Below are 18,901 nucleotides of genomic sequence, written 5' to 3'. Positions count from 1 at the left end.
TCAGGTAGGTGATAGCAATAATATTAATATAAAATTTAAATATAAATAATCAATATCTACACCTACATCATTGCTCAGTGAAGATATGCTCAGTCTTTAAAAGATTTATTGGATGTATTTATTTACATGGATTTTAGATATGAAAATTCATATGGGATAATTTTTTATGGTGTAGTATGGAATCACAAAATATAATTTTAACAAGCGTTATGGCTTTCCGGGATAATTATATCTGGATTTTAAATAACGATGCAGATCAATGTCTTATTGTTGACCCAGGTGATGCTACGCCTGTGGTGGAATTAATGACAAAAAAACATTGGCAGCCTCAAGCTATCCTATTGACACATCACCACTATGATCATGTGGGTGGTGTCTTAAGACTATTAACTATTTATCCTAATCTGGTTGTATTTGGGCCCTTTGAGACTCACCAGCATGGGTCTAACATGCTTGTTAAGAATGGAGATAGAATTAATATTCTAGACATGAATTTTAGAGTGATTAGCACACCGGGTCATACTTTAGGGCATGTGTCTTATTTTTGCTATCCTTACTTATTTTGTGGCGATACGTTATTCTCTGCAGGGTGCGGAAAAATCTTTGAAGGGACCTCACAGCAAATGTTTGAGTCTGTAAGCAATCTTAATCGATTACCAGATGACACATTAATATGTAGCTCGCATGAATATACTTTATCAAATCTAATGTTTTCGCATGAACTATACCCAGACGATCCTGAAATCAGGCGGTATTATTGTCGCGTACAAGGATTACGCGCCAAGAATATAAGCACCTTACCAACTACACTAGCACATGAGAGAAAAATAAATCTTTTTCTCAGAACTCAAGAGAGTGGAGTACAAAAAATAGTTAACATGGGTGGTTTGCAATTAGATGACAGTCAGGTATTTAAACTATTGCGTTATAAAAAAGATCGGTTTCAAGAATGCATATAAGTATTAGATTCAGACGACCTTATTATTATGGACGTTTTATCATTTATCTATTCAGATGGATACATAAACTGTTCTGTTCATTTTTTAAAAGTATGATGTATGATCATCAATATGCTTATTGCAAGAGGATATGTAAAGTCTTTACTGAAAAAATAAAATCGAATCAGCTGGTTGGGTATGCAGATAACTGACTTGTTTAGCAAAAACACAGCCTTTGATTATATAAAGAAAGATAATTTGATATTAACTCACTCCCTTTTTATGATATACTAAGATCAGTTTGTACGTTTTATGTCATACGTGTTACACGTATATATTCTTCAGTATATATTACTTCAGTATATATATACTATCCTTTTGAGCTTGATTAATACAGACCTAACGTTGTGTGTTTAATATGGCAGGACAAAAATTTTCTTATCCGCACCAGGAGTCTTTGTTTAGTCATCTAGTAAGTTCAGAAAAATATGCGATTAATAAATGTGAACAACAAATATATAGTACATATTATCTGTAGATAAAACTGGCTTTTTTATTCTCACTCTTGAGTGCCTAACAGAACTGATGTCACCAGTATAGTTTATATTATAGATCATCATAATTTTACTATCATAGAGTGGGCTGATGCAGCGCTCAATATCATTGAATTTTTACAAACATCTCTAATTATCTTGTTTTCATATAACATGAGAATAAAGATTTAAGATAATTATGTCAAAATCAAGCCAGTTGTCCTGCTTTTCTGGGCGTATTTTAACATATATTGTATAATGTGCATTATATATGATTTTTTTTAAAAAGACTAAAATTAATATAATTACTGTTACTGAATATGCTCAACAAGTCTTAACGTAAAACTTAATTTTTTTATTAGCATTGTATGCTTTTATATTAAAAATATGGGTATTAATAACTATATGAAATATCACGATCCTAAGAGAAATTGATATCTTTAAGCTATAAAGAGACTCTACTTTAGAATGATTGATCAACATACACACGATACTTTTTTATCCAAACCTATTCTAGAGCTGGATCATTAGACATGCAATGATCAAGTGTCTGAAGTATTTTCTGATATGATTAAACGTTCTGTACCAGAAGCATAATTTCATATCAATGATTGGAATTTTAGCTAGGCGTTGTGTTAAAAAATTACACTCAGATGTATAACCTGGGGGTGTTCCCTAGGTACAGTTACTATCGAAATTCAGAAGGACATTCGTAGAAAAGGCTATAACATTATTGCTGTAGATAACTTGGCAAGTATGATTGAGCACTTCCGTATTGACATTCAGGTTCTCTGTGCTACTGAAACTGATATTGAAGTACGCAAAGATGATGCTCAGAACATGCCAATGTATAATGCTTCATTAGTGGTTTTAAATTTTATCTACAGTTTTTCAGATAGCAGAACGCCAAAACTTACTAAATACTATATGGCATGGGCTGAATCCATATGGTGCATTAGTCTTAATCTGAGTGGTTGAGTTTTTCTGATATAAATTTTGATGAGCTCTTATTAGACATGCACCTTGATTTGAAGCGCATGAGTGGTTACAGCAATGTAGAAATTTATCAAAAACCTTGTGTGTTGGATAAGGTCATGTTAACTAAGCATCCCTCCACTCATATTCAACAGCTACAGAATGCTGGTTGTAAACACTATACGCTCTGCTTTCAGTGCTTTAATTTTTCTTCTTTAGTAAATTTAAATCAGATTTTCCTCGTGATGGATTTTCATAATGTTTTGATTATATCTCTCTAAGACCCCTCTAAGGAACTGGTTAAGAACCTTACCTGCGCTTATGGCTTCCTGGCAGCATGCATTACTCTATAATCCTTTTCAAGTATTGGTAACGTTCGATACAACAGTTGCCTAGTTTAACGCAAGAATCCTTAGATTGATTACATGGTGTTGTAGCGGACACAGAGACACTAACAGAACGTCAGCGTTCAGGAATTGCATGGTGATTACAACATGTTATACCATGGTGTAAAGGTTCTTTTAAATTATAGAAGGTTTACATTAATAGTGAATGGCGATCAGATTTGAACTGGATAGAGTTTTCCTTGTGTTTTCTCCTCTTTCTGGACGTCGTTGCGCTAGATGTAGGTTGCACCAGTGGTTATGATATGTGACGCATGCTTGGGCATGGTGCCAATTTAGTGGTAAAGCTTAATCCAGTACCTCTTTTTCTATATCAGTTCGAAGTAGTAGAAAAGTCACTAGGTAACGAAAAGAGCGCATGTCATCCCTCTGGGTATAGAATAGTTGCCTCCTCTTACGGCATGTAATACAGCGTTTTCTATGCGTGTGCTTTATCATGGTTGTTCTCCGTTAGATCACTTATTGCAATTGAAATCACGGTTAGTAAAAGGCAGGGGCTTAGTCCTAGACAGATTAGTCATAGAAGGCGATGTTTTCAGCGTTCTAGTACCTAAGAAACATTTTTCCCAGATGCGCATGTGTATTTTATTCCATCAAATAAGGCGATTGAGATTTGGATAGAACAGTGTGGTTTTTTAAATGTACGTATTGTTTCTAATGCTATAACAAGTATTGAGCAGTAAAGGAGTGCTAATTGGATGCCTAGAGTACCTGTGTCTAAGTTTCTTGATTCACACAATAAAACAAAAACAATAGAAGACTACCCTGCTGCTGCAACGCGCTATATTAATTGTAGCGGTAGGTTGTTCAAGAGAATCACGTAGGGTTATTTATTCATCAGAAGAATTTTTATATTTTATCATTAAGAGATAGCGAATCTACCACCATACCGATGGTGTAATCTATATTTCTAATAATATTTAAATTTATGTTATATTAATGAGTGGGGGATATGTACAATCAAAGAGACTTTCATAGCATATTACTTAGAATTAAGTAAAAAATTTTTACCTTGGGATGGGTTTAGCTTCAGTCGGTTTACATGCTATCTTCAGTAAAGTATTTTTCTCAATATTTACATAGTAGGTTATATTTTGTAAATATTTTATAATCAGTATTCAATTAACATTGTATCTCAATACAGTCAAATAAATCAGACATGCTTATGATGTGCTACATCTATCAGATGCAGACTTTTTATTTTAAATTAATAAATGACATTGCAAATCAAATTCAGACTCACCTTTCGTTTTTTAGCAAACCGAAAACTTATGAATTTTAAATATTATAAGGTAGCTTATTGATTTTGAATTGACTCTCCTGATCGCCATACGCACGAAATAGAGTAGTATCTGTAAGGTTTTTATTTAATACTGCTTGCACCCAGACTATGTTTTGGTCGATCTGGCATGCAGCAAGCACGCTACCCGAGCATCTCCAATGATTACCGATTTTTACTTCTAATTTATCATTAGATGCTAAAATCTTACTAGAGGTTCCCGATAGCCAATATAACGCGCGTTGATTAGAATTACGAAATTTAGTGCGTGCCACCACTTCCTGTCCTATATAGCATCCTTTGTTAAAACTGATAGCATTTAATGCGTGTAGATTCAGAGCTTGAGGAATAAATTGACCACTTGTATTATTATCAATAATCGGTACACCTGCTTCAATATCTAGAGCCAACCATTGTAGACTGTTATTGAAGCGCACTTTATCCTTAGCATGTTTAATGAATATATCTGCTTTTTCTATTGTAGTTACCAAGATAAATCGCTCTGTTGGTTTTTCAAACCATAGAAGCGTGCTCTGATCTTGCTGCATAACCGGTGATAAAATATTGGGTAGGGTATCAAAAAAACCATCTAATGCGCTCTTAGCTTGTATACCAGCTATACCTAATAGTATAGATTGTTCATCTGCAACTAATATGATTTTAGAAAATATTGCATATTTTTTTAACTGATTTAATTGTTGATTCAGTAAGCTACGATGTACGATGTATGTTAATTGAGCACCTCGGTGGAATAAACACAGATTACTCCATGTTTTTCCATGCGGACTGCAGTGAGCGGCATAGCGATGCTGATCTGGACGAACAGAGGCCACATCTAGTGTCAACTGACTTTGTAGATAGTTTATACGTTCATCACCAATAACATTTATCACAGCCCACTGCTCTAATGATATTACAGTCAGTGGAAGTTTTTCTGCAGGCAGTAGCGGTTGAGGTAAAAAAGGAGTTTTTAACATTATACAAGCCTTTGTTAATCCAGGTCGTCTTACAGGTATTGATATAATTCACATTCGTTAACATGAGCGCTACTGCAACATTCTCTTTGTGATATACCACTTTCTTACAATAATAGGGAGCGAAAATCAAATCATACTGTTTTGATGAAAGTGAATATTAGAGAACACTCATCTTCCGTGAATGTAATTCTTTGAAAAGTTACTCAGAAGGAGCATAAAATTAGAAACCTTGTGATGATGTACTGATGTATCTATATGCTTTAGCAGGCATATAGAAACATTCACTATATAATATTTTATTAATAGAAAACCTTACGGGTATGTAAAGACTCAAACATCATTAGGCATCTGATTGTGTAATTAACTGATATGTTCTCTCTGGAGGAGAGCATTATCTCTTGTATTGTATACAAGATAAAGGTTTATGCATGAAATATTTTAAATTAAATAGCAGTATATGTCTAAAATTAACTATTTTGATTTTTATTTGTAGAAAAACAGTTCTTGAAAATCATTTCTATTATATCATATCTAATTTTGAAAATTTTAATGTAAAATAAAAAATCGTATATAATAAATTATATACTATTTACATTAAACCAAGATTGGGTCTCTAACTTTGGATATATATAATGCTAGGTATTCTTAGAATGATTAATGATATCTGAGAGTAATTGTTAGCAAATAGACTATTTTGAGGTTTTTATTTTAAATGTTATAGCATTTCTCTAGTTTGTTTATGTATTACAGTATTATGTATTTAATTATGGAGATAAGTTTAGGGTTACTATTTTGTCATTATCCTTAGAGTAGATTGCACTCGCATAGCTTGATATCTTTTCAATGTTCAGGTTACATCCTGTATACAATGCACAAAATAAGTTATCATATATACAATATCACTATGTACTTTATTTTATTAAATTTTCAAAGAGCGTAGAACTTTAAATAAAGTATCATAACTTGATTATATGTCTTGGTCTTAGCATAAAGGCGATCCCCTGCTTACCTGGATATACATTGCTTTTGTAATCTGTAATTCCCATGAGAAATATGATTAAAAGTGTACTTAAGGTAAATGTTTCTAATATCAATTTAAAGATAGCAAATCTTTCGAGTTTTACACTGTATACCAAAATCTTTAAAAATAGATAAATAAATTGTATCATATAATGATGTGTATGGCCTCCTTAATGCAAAAAGATATGATTTTTAGGGGTTTTATTTTTTATTTTTTTGATACTTACGATAAAAGAAAGATTTTGATTTTTCTGAATATGGATTTTTTGCTTCTTTAAATTGAATACGAATAGGTGATCCCTTGATATTTAAAGAGCGTCTGAAATAGTTGATTAAGTACCGTTTATAAGACGTTGGTAGGTTTTTAACTTGATTGCCGTGTATCACCACAACAGGAGGATTATATCCACCAATATGAGCATACTTTAGCTTAGAGCGCCGGGTAGTCACTAATGGTGGTTGGTTTTCTTTAGTTGCCTGATGCATAATACGAGTGAGCATAGATGTATGGATTCGCCGTGTTGCACAGTCATAAGCTTCAGTAATGGAGTTGAATAGATGTGAGATTCCACTTCCATTCATAGCGGAAACAAAGTGAATTCTTGCATAGTCAATAAAGCCCATGCGATAATCTATCATATTTTTTATTTCATGACGAACGGAGTCTGACAGAACATCCCACTTATTGATTGTAATGATTACAGATCGTCCACTCTCAATAATAAACCTAAGAATTGAAAGGTCTTGATCTGATACGCCCTCCTGTGCATTCAGCACCAGGAGAACTACGTTGGCATTTTCAATTGCCTGAAGTGTTTTAATAACGGAAAATTTTTCTATGGCTTCCGTTAATTTTCTGCGTTGACGTACTCCGGCCGTATCAATTAAGATATAGTGACGGTTTTTATGCGTCATTGGGATATAGACGCTATCACGTGTAGTGCCTGGAAGATTCCAAACAATCACTCGTTTTTCACCTAAAAGAGCATTAGTGAGTGTTGATTTACCTACATTAGGTCTACCAACAATTGCTATTTTAATGGGCAGCTGCATAGGATTTGAATGACTAGATGTTTCTTGTGCAGCTGAAAAATATCTATAGTTATTAGTTTTGTAATCTTTAAAATTAGGTGAATTAATTAAGTTTGTTTTTATTATCCTGTTATATTGTCCATCTTTTGACGTTTGGTCAATGCCATCCATAAGAGGTACAAGCGCTAACTCTATAAGATTTGTAATACCTGTTCCATGAGAAGCATCAATAGGATATACATCTCCAAACCCAAGTGACCAGAATTCTGCTATTGCAGATGGTACGTTAAGACCTGATACCTTGTTAGCAACAATAAGAGTTGATTTTTGGCTCAAACGTAAATACTGAGCAATAATCATATCTTCTGGCATCAGCCCGGCACGAGCATCAACTAAAAAAAGTATTATATTAGCTTCTGTAATTGCTATTCTTGATTGTTGCAGCATGTGAACTGATAGATCTTTTTGCCTATCATCAATACCACTTGTGTCAATGCAAATAAAAGCATGTCCTGAGATATAAGAATGACCATATTGACGATCCCTAGTAACTCCAGGAAAATTTGCTACCAGAGCATCTCTTCTGCGCGTTAAACGGTTAAAAAGGGTAGATTTTCCTACATTAGGTCGCCCAATCAATGCCACTACAGGTACTATGTGGATCATCTCATTGCTCATGATAAATTCCTAATTATTGCGCCAACACGATGCCACAAAAGCAACATTATTTTAATTGTTACTTAGGTATAGCGGTATATTACTAGATTAGTATATCGCACTGAACGAACACTAAGGTATTAAAAAGTATTAGCATTTATTATAGCTGAAAATAAGAGGCGTATAATACCAAGATGATAATCTTGTCATATCTTACGATATTTCATAGTCAAATTTGCTAATAGAATCAAATTAAATATAATTTTGCACTAAATATTCTCTGGCTAATCACAGCACGAATTAATATGAATTAGAATACATCCTGGCAAAAATCACTGGATTAAACAATAATGTCATTTTATATTAGTTTTTGATAAAATATGAGTGTTGTTCTATTTTTATCAGGAATATGTTATATATTTTATTTTTATCAGGGATATGCTATATATTTTTCTATCTGAGTTAAAAATAAAGTAATCTCAACACTTGAGATTATTGTGCTCTGTTAATATTTGTAATTTTAATATATTGAAGTTATTGAGACATATTAATGCTAGTTGGTGGCGTTGTTTGATTATAAAAGGGTATGACTTATTTTTTAGATAAAATATTTTCTGGCAAATTAATAATTTTATTCGTATTTTAAGGATGAACCGCTGTAGATAGAGTATTAATTGATTAGTGATTTACTGACGTAAATAAGCTCTGATAATATCAAAGATATTGGATTAAGGTGGTAACACTTCCATTACAATAGCATAGTCTATTGTAATTCATGTCTGATGATACAATCTGATGCATTAAAGATGCCAGAAGGCGTGAGAGAAGCCAGATATATAAATGGGTATAAGAAGCTGTGCAAGTATTTTAAATATAATCATCTATCACAGAGCAACTGTAGTTAACTTATCGGATAAATTGTGTATGATAAAGATTTGTTAAATCAATAGCTTCTTAAGCTCGTTAGCCGCTATTAGTTATGTAGGTAGTTTAAGTTCTCTAGACAAACCTCCTGAGATAAGACAGATTGATTTTTCTAGGAATACAAACATCTTGCAGAAGTTTTAGTAAGGAGAGCTTATTATACAATGTATGATGAGAATCAGGTTTTTTAAAAACTCTTTTAAGGAGTATACATGTTAATCACGGCAAGCGCTCTATACCGTGACACGGGAAATTTTTTGCGACATCAGTTAGTCAATATTGTATTAATAGTATTTTTTACATCATGTGTGATGGCAGTTATTAGTAAAGTTTTTATGCCATCTATTGAGGAGGTCCAGCTTCTTGGTGAAGAAGCATTGTCAGGCGCTACAAGAGGTGTGATAGAGATAGTACAAAATATGTCACCGGATCAGCAGAAGGTGCTGTTACAGCTCTCAGCAGCTGGGACTCTTTCTTCTTTGATCGGTCATGCGCTATTGCTAGGTGGGATGCTAAGCTTAATTTCAATTGCTTCATCTGGCAAACCGGTTACTGCGTTACATGCATTAGGCTCATCATGTCCAAATCTTTTACGTCTATTATCTCTTACTTTTTTGATGATGCTTAGTATACAAATTGGATTTATGTCTTTAGTGGTACCAGGAGTGCTTCTATCTATTACTCTAGCTTTAGCACCAATGATTATAACTACGGAGAGGGTTGGGCTTGTAAGTGCAATATATACTAGTGGTCAACTCGGTTGGAGTCACATTAGGCTAATAGCACCGGTTGTTAGTTTTTGGATTCTTGCAAAACTTCTAGTTCTTTTAATAGCTTCAAAACTTGTTATACTACCTCCAGATTTAGCTATAGTCTTTTTAGATATATTGAGTAATTTTTTTTCTTCTATACTTATTATTTATTTATCGCGTTTATACATGCTATTAAAGTCATAAAATGAATCTGTAGCAATGATTATTGATTGGGGCTATGATCTGGATAACTGTTATGAAGCAATGTCTTGATTTCTTACCACTACTGGTTTTTTTTATAATTTATAAGATATATAATATTTTTATCGCATCTAGCGCATTAATCGGTGTTTCAGCGGTTGTGTTATTTTTAAAGTGGTTGTTGTATCGCACATTAGATAAAATGTCACTACTAACTTTTTTTTTAGTTGCTATTTTAGGTGGTCTAACTATTACTTTGCATAACCCTGATTTCATCAAGTGGAAAGTCACAATTATTGACGGTATTTTTTCTATCGCGTTATTATTTAGTCACTTTTGTATGCCGCAATCATTAATGCAAAAAATGCTAAGTACAAATATTCAACTACCAGAAGTTATTTGGCGTCGTTTAAATCTTGCATGGGCACTATTCTTCTTATGTTGTAGTGTAGGTAATATCTATGGGATATTTTATTTATCCCAAGATGCCTGGATAAATTTTAAGGTTTTTGGGTTAAGTGGGTTAACATTGGTTTTTACACTACTGAGCGGGATATATATATTTCGTATTGTTTCTAAAGAAAATCATTAGTAGTATACTAGATATACTTTATGTGAATCTTTTGCTAAATTTATATGTACGCTACTCATAATATTACTACCAAACTAATTAAGAGTATTTCATGAGTAAAGATTTAAGACAACCATTAGGTAAAATCGTTTTACAAACCCTTGCTATGCCAGCAGATACTAATGCTAATGGGGATATTTTTGGTGGATGGCTTATGTCACAAATGGACATGGGGGGTGCAATTTTAGCCAAAGAAATAGCAGGAGGACGTGTAGTTACCGTTCGTGTTGATGGCATGATTTTTTTAATGCCAGTCACAGTAGGTGATGTTGTGACGTGTTACTCAAACTGCATAAAAACTGGTAAAAGTTCTATCACTGTTCAAGTGGAATTATGGATCAAGAAAGTCTCATCAGAACCCATTGGTCAGTATTACTGTGTCACCGAAGCAACATTTATATACGTTGCAGTTGATCAGGATGGTACTTCACGACCTTTACTAAAAGATAAACAGAACTTTACACTGGACGTTAACTGAAGAAAATAAATTGTTGTGAGTTTTTAGGGATGGTGTAGAGGTCAGAAAATTAGAAAAAATACAAATGATATTTATCATATATCATTTGTCCTTAATAGGATGCTTCGATAGCGATTGGATGTAAAATTACATTACACTGTATTTAAAATGATATTGCACTAATTAAATGCTTTGACGTAAGAGTATCCACAGATTTTATCTATAGCCAGAATTGTCTAGTCTTAGATCTTAGATTTTTTTAAATTAATTCAATGTTTAATATTAGTGTTACTAAAAATAATCTGTAGATATTATCTAATATATTTTAGCTCAGACTACGGATGTTTACGAAATATCATTCGTATATTTAATGATAGCTCATATTATTGTTTCCATCTGGAGATGCATGTCACGATAATTAATTAGAATGATGATTAACTCTATTAATTATAGGTTGAATAGAATTTTACTGCTAAAAACAGAGTTGTTACGGACTGACTATTCGCCAGTATCCTATGGACCATTATTGTACTTTTTGCTCAGTTTGAATTAAGATAAAATCAATAGATCGTTTTTTAGAACCATCTTAGTCACTCTGTAGTATTTTTACTTTTATGGATTGCAGTAAACTCATTGTGCTAGTTAGAGGTCGAAAAATCTTGATAGATAACCTGCTTTATCATGTAATGACGATTTTTACAACGAATAAATGGGTTGGATGCTTATTTAGCCCCATTAAGTAAGGACTGTATATAAATCAATAAATGAATGGATTCATACTCAAGCAGATCAAATTACCCCCGATGATCGCGATAATACTAATTGTTGTGGTTTTATATGGATCATAAATAAACAAAATATCATATTACGTAAAAATGTTATGATGACAGAAGGTATTGGCTGGTTCGCCCGATAATAATGTTGATATATTAGTATAATTATACGCTTATAAAAATGTTCGTTATTTATTGATCATTAGATGCGCTACACAATTATCAATACCAAGATCTATGTTTTTTATTTTTGTGAATGCAGTCAATATATGTTTTTGATCAGACAATAAATATTTTATCAATTGTCAATATCTATTTTGTTACTAAGTGACATATTACTATGATTATAGAGTATATTGTAAAATTATCATCTGCTAAGTTTTAATTGAGACTGTCTATGATATATTTGTCTATGACATATAGAGATATATCGAAAGCTATAATATATGGATTAGGTATAACATAAAAAGATAATACATAAGAAATTACCGATTCATAGATGAACAATAATTAATGCTATAAACTTGATATACTTAATTTGTTCGATATCCCAAAAGAGATAAGACTGGACTGTGAACATGTCTTATTCGCGACAGAGACCTGCCAGATGTCAAGAAATATACGTAGTGATTTTGGCATAATACAGATTGGTTATTGAGATTCATCTTTTCAATAGAGAATATAAAATTTTCTGCAGGATTCTGTAATAGCTTAAGATATGTTATAAACACAACTATGACTGATATACATGAGTATTAATGCATGTGCATTGTATTTGCATTAGATTACATCTAATATGGGCCATCTTGTTATAGGTATAATAAATTGTATGTATATGTATACTAGGGCAGTACAGTCTGTTTTAAATTACGTGTAACGATACTAAATATCACTCTTTTATATTATATAGTAGAGTCAATGAAAGAAGTACTCCATATGACAGAAAAAGATAACATTGCTGAGCAGCGATATATTCTGGAAAAAATAGTAAGAAACACACTTCAGTTGGCTCAACCTAATTATGACGGAATGGAGGTTACGCTCCTAAAAATGAGCGGGATAAGTATTAGGACTAATTATGGATCTATAGAAAATATTACATTTAATAATGATTCTGCATTTTATGTAACGATTTATCATAACCATTGTATGGGCACAGTTTCCTCCACAGACTTGCATCCAGAGGCCATCCAACAGGCTGTGCGCTCCGCTTTCAATATAGCACAGTATACTTCGCAAGATCTATATCGTGGTTTAGCAGATCGTGAGTTATTGGCTTTTAATAGCCCCGATTTAGACTTATACCACCCTACAGCACTCGATACAGATCATTTCATCAATTTAGCATCTCGGGCAGAAATGGCGGCGCTACAATTAGATCAACGCATCATTAACACCGAGGGCGGCCATTTTGACAGTCGAATTGGCATTAAAGTTTTTGGTAACACGCACGACATGGTTCAGAGTTATTGCAGTAGCTGGTATTCATTAGCTAGTTATGTTATCGCAGAACAGAATGGCAGTATGGAACAGGATTGTGCATACACTGTTAGCCGAGAGATAGAAGATCTGAAACTACCAGAAGATATCGGTAAGGAGTGCGCTCTGCGCACATTGTCACGTTTAGCCCCGCGGAGACTATCTACAATAAAATCACCCGTGATCTTTTCGTCAGAAGTTGCTACAGGTCTTTTTTCGTCATTAGCCATAGCCATTAGCGGTAGACAAATCTATCGTAAATCTACGTTTTTATTAAACAGTATGGGTCAACAAATTTTACCTGAGTGGCTTAGTATCGAAGAACATCCGCACTTATTAAAAGGACTAGGTTCATCGCCATTCGATAGCGAAGGTGTCAGAACTAAGCGATGTGAGATTGTTAAGGATGGCGTATTGCAAAGCTGGCTTCTCAGCAGTTATTCGGCACGTAGATTAGGATTACAAAGCACTGGACACTCAGATGGTATCTATAATTGGGTTTTTCTTGGTCATAAAATAAATTTTAATGATATGTTAGAAAAAATGGGCACAGGCCTTTTGGTTAATCAATTGATGGGTCAAGGCGTGAACGAGATGACCGGAGATTATTCACGTGGTGCATCAGGATTTTGGATAGAAAACGGTATTGTGCAATACCCAGTCAGTAAAATCACTATCGCTGGAAACCTAAAAGACATGTGGCGAAATATAATCTCCATGGGTAATGATATCGAAAAACGAAGTAACATTCAGTGTGGATCTGTATTGCTATCCAGAATGCAGGTATCTGGAGAGTAATACGTCGTGTATAGGCCTATACAGTATCACAATTATGACTTTTGCTAGATGAATATCATATCTTATTCTTTACATATCTAAAAAGATTTGATATGCATTAATTACTTGTCTATGCTGCATGTATGTACGAAAGACACTATCTAAAAATAGCATAACTCACTAATTCAGAATCATAGCGTTCTGTATATGGTGTTAAATTTTATTGTAAAACCCGGGAATAGCATTAGTCTGTAATGACTAAAAGTCGGTGCTTGAAAAACACAAGAGACGCGTCATATTGATCGATTATTAGATATATTAAATGGGATTAGTTATCAATAATATCTATTGATATTGATTATTAGCATTAATAGAATGATTAACTTATGATAAATGTTAAATTATTAACTCAAAGTATTACACTTTACATAGTAAATAATATGCAGAAAAAGATCAACCTTATTTATTTACTAGCCGTAATCTTTGTAAAATTTAAAAACCTTTGCATCAAGTAAAAATGATTAATAAAAGATTACTCATACAAATTGTCGAGTCCCTTGAAAGAATACAATTTCTTGAATAAGTGTTATTTAAGTGATGTCTAAGGGCAGATAATCTTCTAAATAGAAAGATTATTCTACTTTGTGCTATACATGAGTCCATTATATTGCACTATATTATACAATAATGGAAAAAGACATATTTTCTTAAGTACAGAAGAGAAAAATAAATTAATTGTTTTTGTAGTTACTTATCTTATCATCAGTTTTAAACATAGATTAAATAATCTTTAGATTCATATAATTTTAAGGAAAATATATACTATTTTAATGTGTTATAAATGCATCCACGCATATATAAATTATATTGATTAGATCATGTATGAATTATGCCTTTAGTATATTTTATGAAAATGCATAAATTTAAGCATTTACCGCTGTTCTGCTCGAAGAGCTGCGGTGATCTTTATTATGACACGACATATAAAGATGAGGTTTCTATAGATTGTCCGGTTATGCTATGGAGCATTATCACAATAATAATCTTCTATTATGAATAATAGCGCAATACATTCATAATATATGTTCTGATAAATAATATCTGTATATAGAAATGAAAGAGTAACAAAAATGATGTCTAAAATAACCTGGCGTGATATTTTGTCCAGTGAAAAAGAAAAACTCTATTTTAAAAATATTATAGATATGATATCTCGTGAGCGATCCGCTGGTAAGATTATTTATCCCCCCACTTATTCTGTGTTTAATGCTTTTTCTTTAACAGAATTATGGGAGGTAAAAATAGTTATTCTAGGTCAGGATCCCTATCATGGACCTCATCAAGCACATGGGTTAGCTTTTTCTGTACCACCTCATATTGCGATTCCTCCGTCTCTTCGTAACATATATAAAGAATTACTTACTGATATTCCAGGATTTCGAGTGCCATCCCACGGTTTTCTAAAGAGCTGGGCACGTCAGGGAGTGTTATTATTGAATACTATTTTAACTGTAGAATCTGGAAAGCCCCGCTCGCATATGCATTTTGGTTGGGAGGTTTTTACTAATAGAGTCATTTCAGTTATCAATGAATACTGTGAGAACATCATCTTTCTGTTGTGGGGCTCTGATGCTCAAAAAAGAGTTAGCTTAATCAATGATAAACGTCATTATATACTGATGGCATCACATCCTTCTCCATTATCTGCACATCGCGGATTTTTTGGTTGTTCTCATTTCTCTAAGGCGAATCAATGGCTGAATGACATAGGAAAAATGACTATTAATTGGTTTCCAGAACTACTACTATAATAATGGTTCTATTTTTAATATCTATAGCTTATTATTGTAATAATATTACTGCGGGGTGATAAGTTAATATGTGCATAAAGTCATTACTTTAGAGTATATAAGTTATGCATTTTATAAAAACAGTAGCTATGAAATGCAGCTACTGTTTTTATAAATTATCTATATTATGCAACCTCTATTGTCTGAGTACTAATCAGGACGGATGGTTTTCTCTCTTAGAAACGGCTACCATGGCAGGACGCAGAAGACGACTGTTCAGTGTGTAACCCTTTTGCATTACCATGATCACATGATTTGGTTCTACGTCTGTAGAGTCTACTATGGTCATAGCTTGGTGCACTTCTGGGTTAAATAGTACATTAGTTGCGCTAATGACTTCTACCCCAAATTTTTTAACTACATTTAGTAGGGACTTCATTGTTAGTTCAATACCTTCAATCATGACGATTAGTTCAGGATTAGCTTTATCTGCTATTTCTAGTGCTCTTTCAAGATTGTCAATCACAGGCAATAGTTCGCTGATAAATCTTTCTAGAGCAAACTTATGTGTTTTTTCTATATCTAATTTCGTTCGGCGTCGAATATTTTCAATTTCAGCTTGAGCACGAAGCTGAATATCACGCGTACTACTTTTAGATTCAGCTAACTGTGCCTCTAATTCAGTAAGACGTTTATCACGCTCATCTATTACTTCTGTAGCCTTATCTTTGATCTTTGTTTCTATTTCTTCAGTCTCAATGGTCTCTGAGACTGGTATATTAGGCATGTTATGTTCTTGACTACTCATGAATTTCTCCGCGTTTGTGCATATTCATTGCGCTGCTTCGTTTATTATGGGGGGTTTGCATCGCACTTTCAAGAGAAGTGCCAGTATTAGAGACATTTACTTCGAGGAATATAAATAAAATGAATCCGCCCTTTAATTGCGTTGGCATTGTCGGATATCCGCGTTATCCCGCTATGCTTGGTACTTATAATATACTCTATCATTGGTTACGAGATGCAGGTTATCAGGTTATTATTGAGCATCAGATTGCAAATAAGTTAAATATATTGGAAGGAATGGTAACAGGTACGTTATCAGAGATTGGTTGTGCTGCTGACCTTGCAATAGTAGTAGGTGGTGACGGTAGCATGTTAGGTGCCGCGCGTGATTTAGCACAATATGACATTAAAGTGATAGGGATAAATCGCGGAAAGCTTGGATTTCTTACTGACCTTGACCCAGATCATTTGCAAAAACAGCTCTCAGAAGTTTTAGAAGGACATTATGAAATTGAAAGACGTTTTTTACTGGAAGCTCATGTATTCAGTCAATTAGGATCACCTTATATTGGCACCGCTATGAATGAAGTAGTACTTCACCCCGGTACAGTAGCGCACATGATTGAATTTGAAGTATATATAGATGACGTGTTTGCTTTTTCAGAGCGTTCCGATGGTCTTATCATCTCTACACCTACAGGATCTACGGCTTATGCGCTCTCTGCCGGGGGGCCTATTCTGACACCATCACTAGATGCTATAGCTCTTGTACCAATGTTTCCGCATACATTGTCAGCGCGCCCACTGGTAATTAATAACAATAGTAGTATTCGTTTGCGTTTTTCATATATATGTACTGACCTAAAAATTAGTTTTGACGGACAAATAGCTATGCCTGTGCAAAATAATAAAAATATTCTGATTCGTCGTAGCAATTATTTTCTTAACTTGATTCATCCTAAAAATTATAACTATTTTAGTATACTGAGTTCTAAACTTGGATGGTCAAAAAAATTTTTTTAAATATTGCTCTATATTACGCTCTTTAAAATTTTTATAGAATATAGGCACTATTTGTGTCATGTGCGATATAAATAGGTTATTAGCTAGAAGGGTGAGCTTTAGTTTGTAATGGGTAGATACATAAACTCCTGGAAGGTTGTGTGTTTTTCAATGACTTGTGCTCTATCTAGGATAGCTTCCACGGCTTGATCTTCTAGATCAGCATTGCATATGTTTTGCATTAATTCGGTATTAGCCTGATACTGAGCTATGACGGTTTTTGAATTTTCATAAGCAGAGGCTATTTCTTCTATTAATACTCTAACACGATCTTTATTAGCTGTAATGTTATAGGTATGGATAACCTGATTAAAAAGCAGACTTGCTAGTATATGATGCTTGATCTCTTTAACAGGCATTATATGAGTATTATTCAAATTTTTTTGGATGTTATTATTAACACTATGTTCTGTTTGGTTTTTCCAAAGAGCCGCTTTGCTATGTACTAGCGCATCGGGAATATCTACGTGGTTTTCTTGCACTAACCCAGTAAGAACCTGTGATTTAATAAAACGACGTACAGCGTTTTTTAGTTCACGTTGCATGTTTTGACGGACTTCTTTACGTAGTGCCTCAAGAGAACCCTCTTTCACACCGAATTGTTTAATAAACTCTGTGGTGATCTCTGGAAGAGTAGATACTTCTACTTTCTTTAGTAGAATCTCAAATTCTATCGTTTGACCCTGTAACTCGCGATTGTTGTAATTCTGTGGAAAACTAACTTCACTTGTAAAGTGCTCGCCTGCTTTATGTCCAATGATACCTTCTTCAAAAGCAGAAATCATCTGACCATCGCCGATAATCAATACAAGATTTGATTCCTGAAGGTGTGGTGATGCATTATTTTTTTTTGAGCTACTAAAGTCAATTGTGACGCGATCTTTTGTTCTAACAGCGGTATTAGTCTCCTTCCAGATAGCTTTCTGTTGACGAAGCACCTGTATCATTGCATCAACATCAGATTGAGTAATTGTTATAACCGGTTTTTCAATTTTTATGTTTTTAACCCCCTGTATCTCAATAGTTGGATATACATTAAATTTAACAGAGAAGGTGACATCTTTATCATCATCATTCTCAAGAATGATGTACATTGGACTGCCATACGGATTAAGTTGATTTTTTATCATTATATCCATAAAGTAACTTTGCATTAATTCGTCAATCACATCTTGTCTAACAGAGTGACCATAACGTTGCTTTATAATATATAATGGAGCCTTGCCTGGACGAAAACCATCTATTTGTAATTTTTTTGCTATTGTGACTAGTTTTTTTTTCACTGCTTTTTCAACCACTACTTTGTCAATAGTAAGTGTTATACAGTTATTCAGATCCTGCGCGTTGTCCGTTAAAGCTTTCATTTTTACCTCCAAATAACGTACTGCGTTTATTTTAGAGAGAGCATTTTGTATCGTTAACAGTATAATACTAATATCAGGATATTGTGTTAA

11 protein-coding genes and 3 pseudogenes are annotated in these 18,901 nt (G+C 33.5%); 10 read left to right on the top strand and 4 right to left on the bottom strand.

Features of this window, described 5'->3' with window-relative positions; translation table 11 throughout:
• Positions 1–191: 191 nt before the first annotated feature.
• From gloB to CIPSTX3056_RS03480, 4 genes and pseudogenes are all read left to right on the top strand, one after another.
• Positions 192–959 (top strand): hydroxyacylglutathione hydrolase, encoded by a 768-nt coding sequence (gene gloB / locus CIPSTX3056_RS02440; RefSeq protein WP_072666535.1) that lies wholly within the window; start codon positions 192–194, stop codon positions 957–959.
• Between the two features lie 980 nt (positions 960–1,939).
• Positions 1,940–2,727 (top strand): annotated as a pseudogene (gene cmoA, locus CIPSTX3056_RS02435) (carboxy-S-adenosyl-L-methionine synthase CmoA).
• A 284-nt stretch (positions 2,728–3,011) separates the two neighbouring features.
• Positions 3,012–3,257, top strand: a pseudogene (locus CIPSTX3056_RS03485) (DUF1698 domain-containing protein).
• 13 nt (positions 3,258–3,270) lie between these two features.
• A pseudogene (locus CIPSTX3056_RS03480) lies at positions 3,271–3,533 on the top strand (DUF1698 domain-containing protein).
• Between the two features lie 595 nt (positions 3,534–4,128).
• Here the strand turns inward: CIPSTX3056_RS03480 and ygfZ are convergent.
• A complete protein-coding gene (ygfZ, locus tag CIPSTX3056_RS02425; protein WP_072666352.1) occupies positions 4,129–5,106 on the bottom strand; it encodes a tRNA-modifying protein YgfZ in 978 nt (325 codons plus the stop codon).
• 1,221 nt (positions 5,107–6,327) lie between these two features.
• Positions 6,328–7,815, bottom strand: coding sequence for a ribosome biogenesis GTPase Der (gene der / locus CIPSTX3056_RS02420; protein ID WP_072666534.1), 1,488 nt, complete (start codon positions 7,813–7,815; stop codon positions 6,328–6,330).
• Positions 7,816–8,951: 1,136 nt separating this feature from the next.
• Here der and CIPSTX3056_RS02415 point away from each other — a divergent pair.
• The 5 genes from CIPSTX3056_RS02415 to ung all read left to right on the top strand — a co-directional run bounded on the left by CIPSTX3056_RS02415 (position 8,952) and on the right by ung (position 15,620).
• Entirely contained in the window at positions 8,952–9,695 is a 744-nt protein-coding gene (locus CIPSTX3056_RS02415; RefSeq protein WP_072666350.1) for a YciC family protein, read from the top strand.
• Between the two features lie 52 nt (positions 9,696–9,747).
• Positions 9,748–10,284, top strand: coding sequence for a septation protein A (locus tag CIPSTX3056_RS02410; RefSeq protein WP_072666349.1), 537 nt, complete (start codon positions 9,748–9,750; stop codon positions 10,282–10,284).
• Between the two features lie 91 nt (positions 10,285–10,375).
• Positions 10,376–10,801 carry an acyl-CoA thioester hydrolase YciA gene (gene yciA / locus CIPSTX3056_RS02405; protein ID WP_072666348.1) on the top strand — a complete coding sequence of 142 codons (426 nt, stop codon included), beginning with the start codon at positions 10,376–10,378 and terminating at the stop codon, positions 10,799–10,801.
• A 1,688-nt stretch (positions 10,802–12,489) separates the two neighbouring features.
• Positions 12,490–13,830 (top strand): metalloprotease PmbA, encoded by a 1,341-nt coding sequence (gene pmbA / locus CIPSTX3056_RS02400; protein ID WP_072666533.1) that lies wholly within the window; start codon positions 12,490–12,492, stop codon positions 13,828–13,830.
• Between the two features lie 1,109 nt (positions 13,831–14,939).
• Complete coding sequence (gene ung, locus CIPSTX3056_RS02395; protein ID WP_072666347.1) at positions 14,940–15,620, top strand: uracil-DNA glycosylase; 681 nt, start codon at positions 14,940–14,942, stop codon at positions 15,618–15,620.
• Positions 15,621–15,813: 193 nt separating this feature from the next.
• Here ung and grpE read toward each other — a convergent pair whose 3' ends face one another.
• Positions 15,814–16,407, bottom strand: coding sequence for a nucleotide exchange factor GrpE (grpE, locus tag CIPSTX3056_RS02390; protein WP_072666346.1), 594 nt, complete (start codon positions 16,405–16,407; stop codon positions 15,814–15,816).
• Positions 16,408–16,526: 119 nt separating this feature from the next.
• On the opposite strand from grpE, the gene nadK reads away from it, so the two are divergent.
• The gene (gene nadK, locus CIPSTX3056_RS02385) at positions 16,527–17,408 is read left to right on the top strand and encodes an NAD(+) kinase (RefSeq protein ID WP_072666345.1); all 882 of its coding nucleotides are present in this window, start codon (positions 16,527–16,529) and stop codon (positions 17,406–17,408) included.
• A 98-nt stretch (positions 17,409–17,506) separates the two neighbouring features.
• Here the strand turns inward: nadK and tig are convergent, their stop codons facing one another.
• Positions 17,507–18,811 carry a trigger factor gene (tig, locus tag CIPSTX3056_RS02380; protein WP_072666344.1) on the bottom strand — a complete coding sequence of 435 codons (1,305 nt, stop codon included), beginning with the start codon at positions 18,809–18,811 and terminating at the stop codon, positions 17,507–17,509.
• Positions 18,812–18,901: the final 90 nt, after the last annotated feature.

It is taken from the genome of Candidatus Erwinia haradaeae, from assembly GCF_900698965.1.
Lineage (GTDB): Bacteria > Pseudomonadota > Gammaproteobacteria > Enterobacterales > Enterobacteriaceae > Erwinia_E > Erwinia_E haradaeae_A.
Note: the sequence above shows the minus strand (reverse complement) of the source record. Positions and strands in the feature narration are given on the sequence as shown.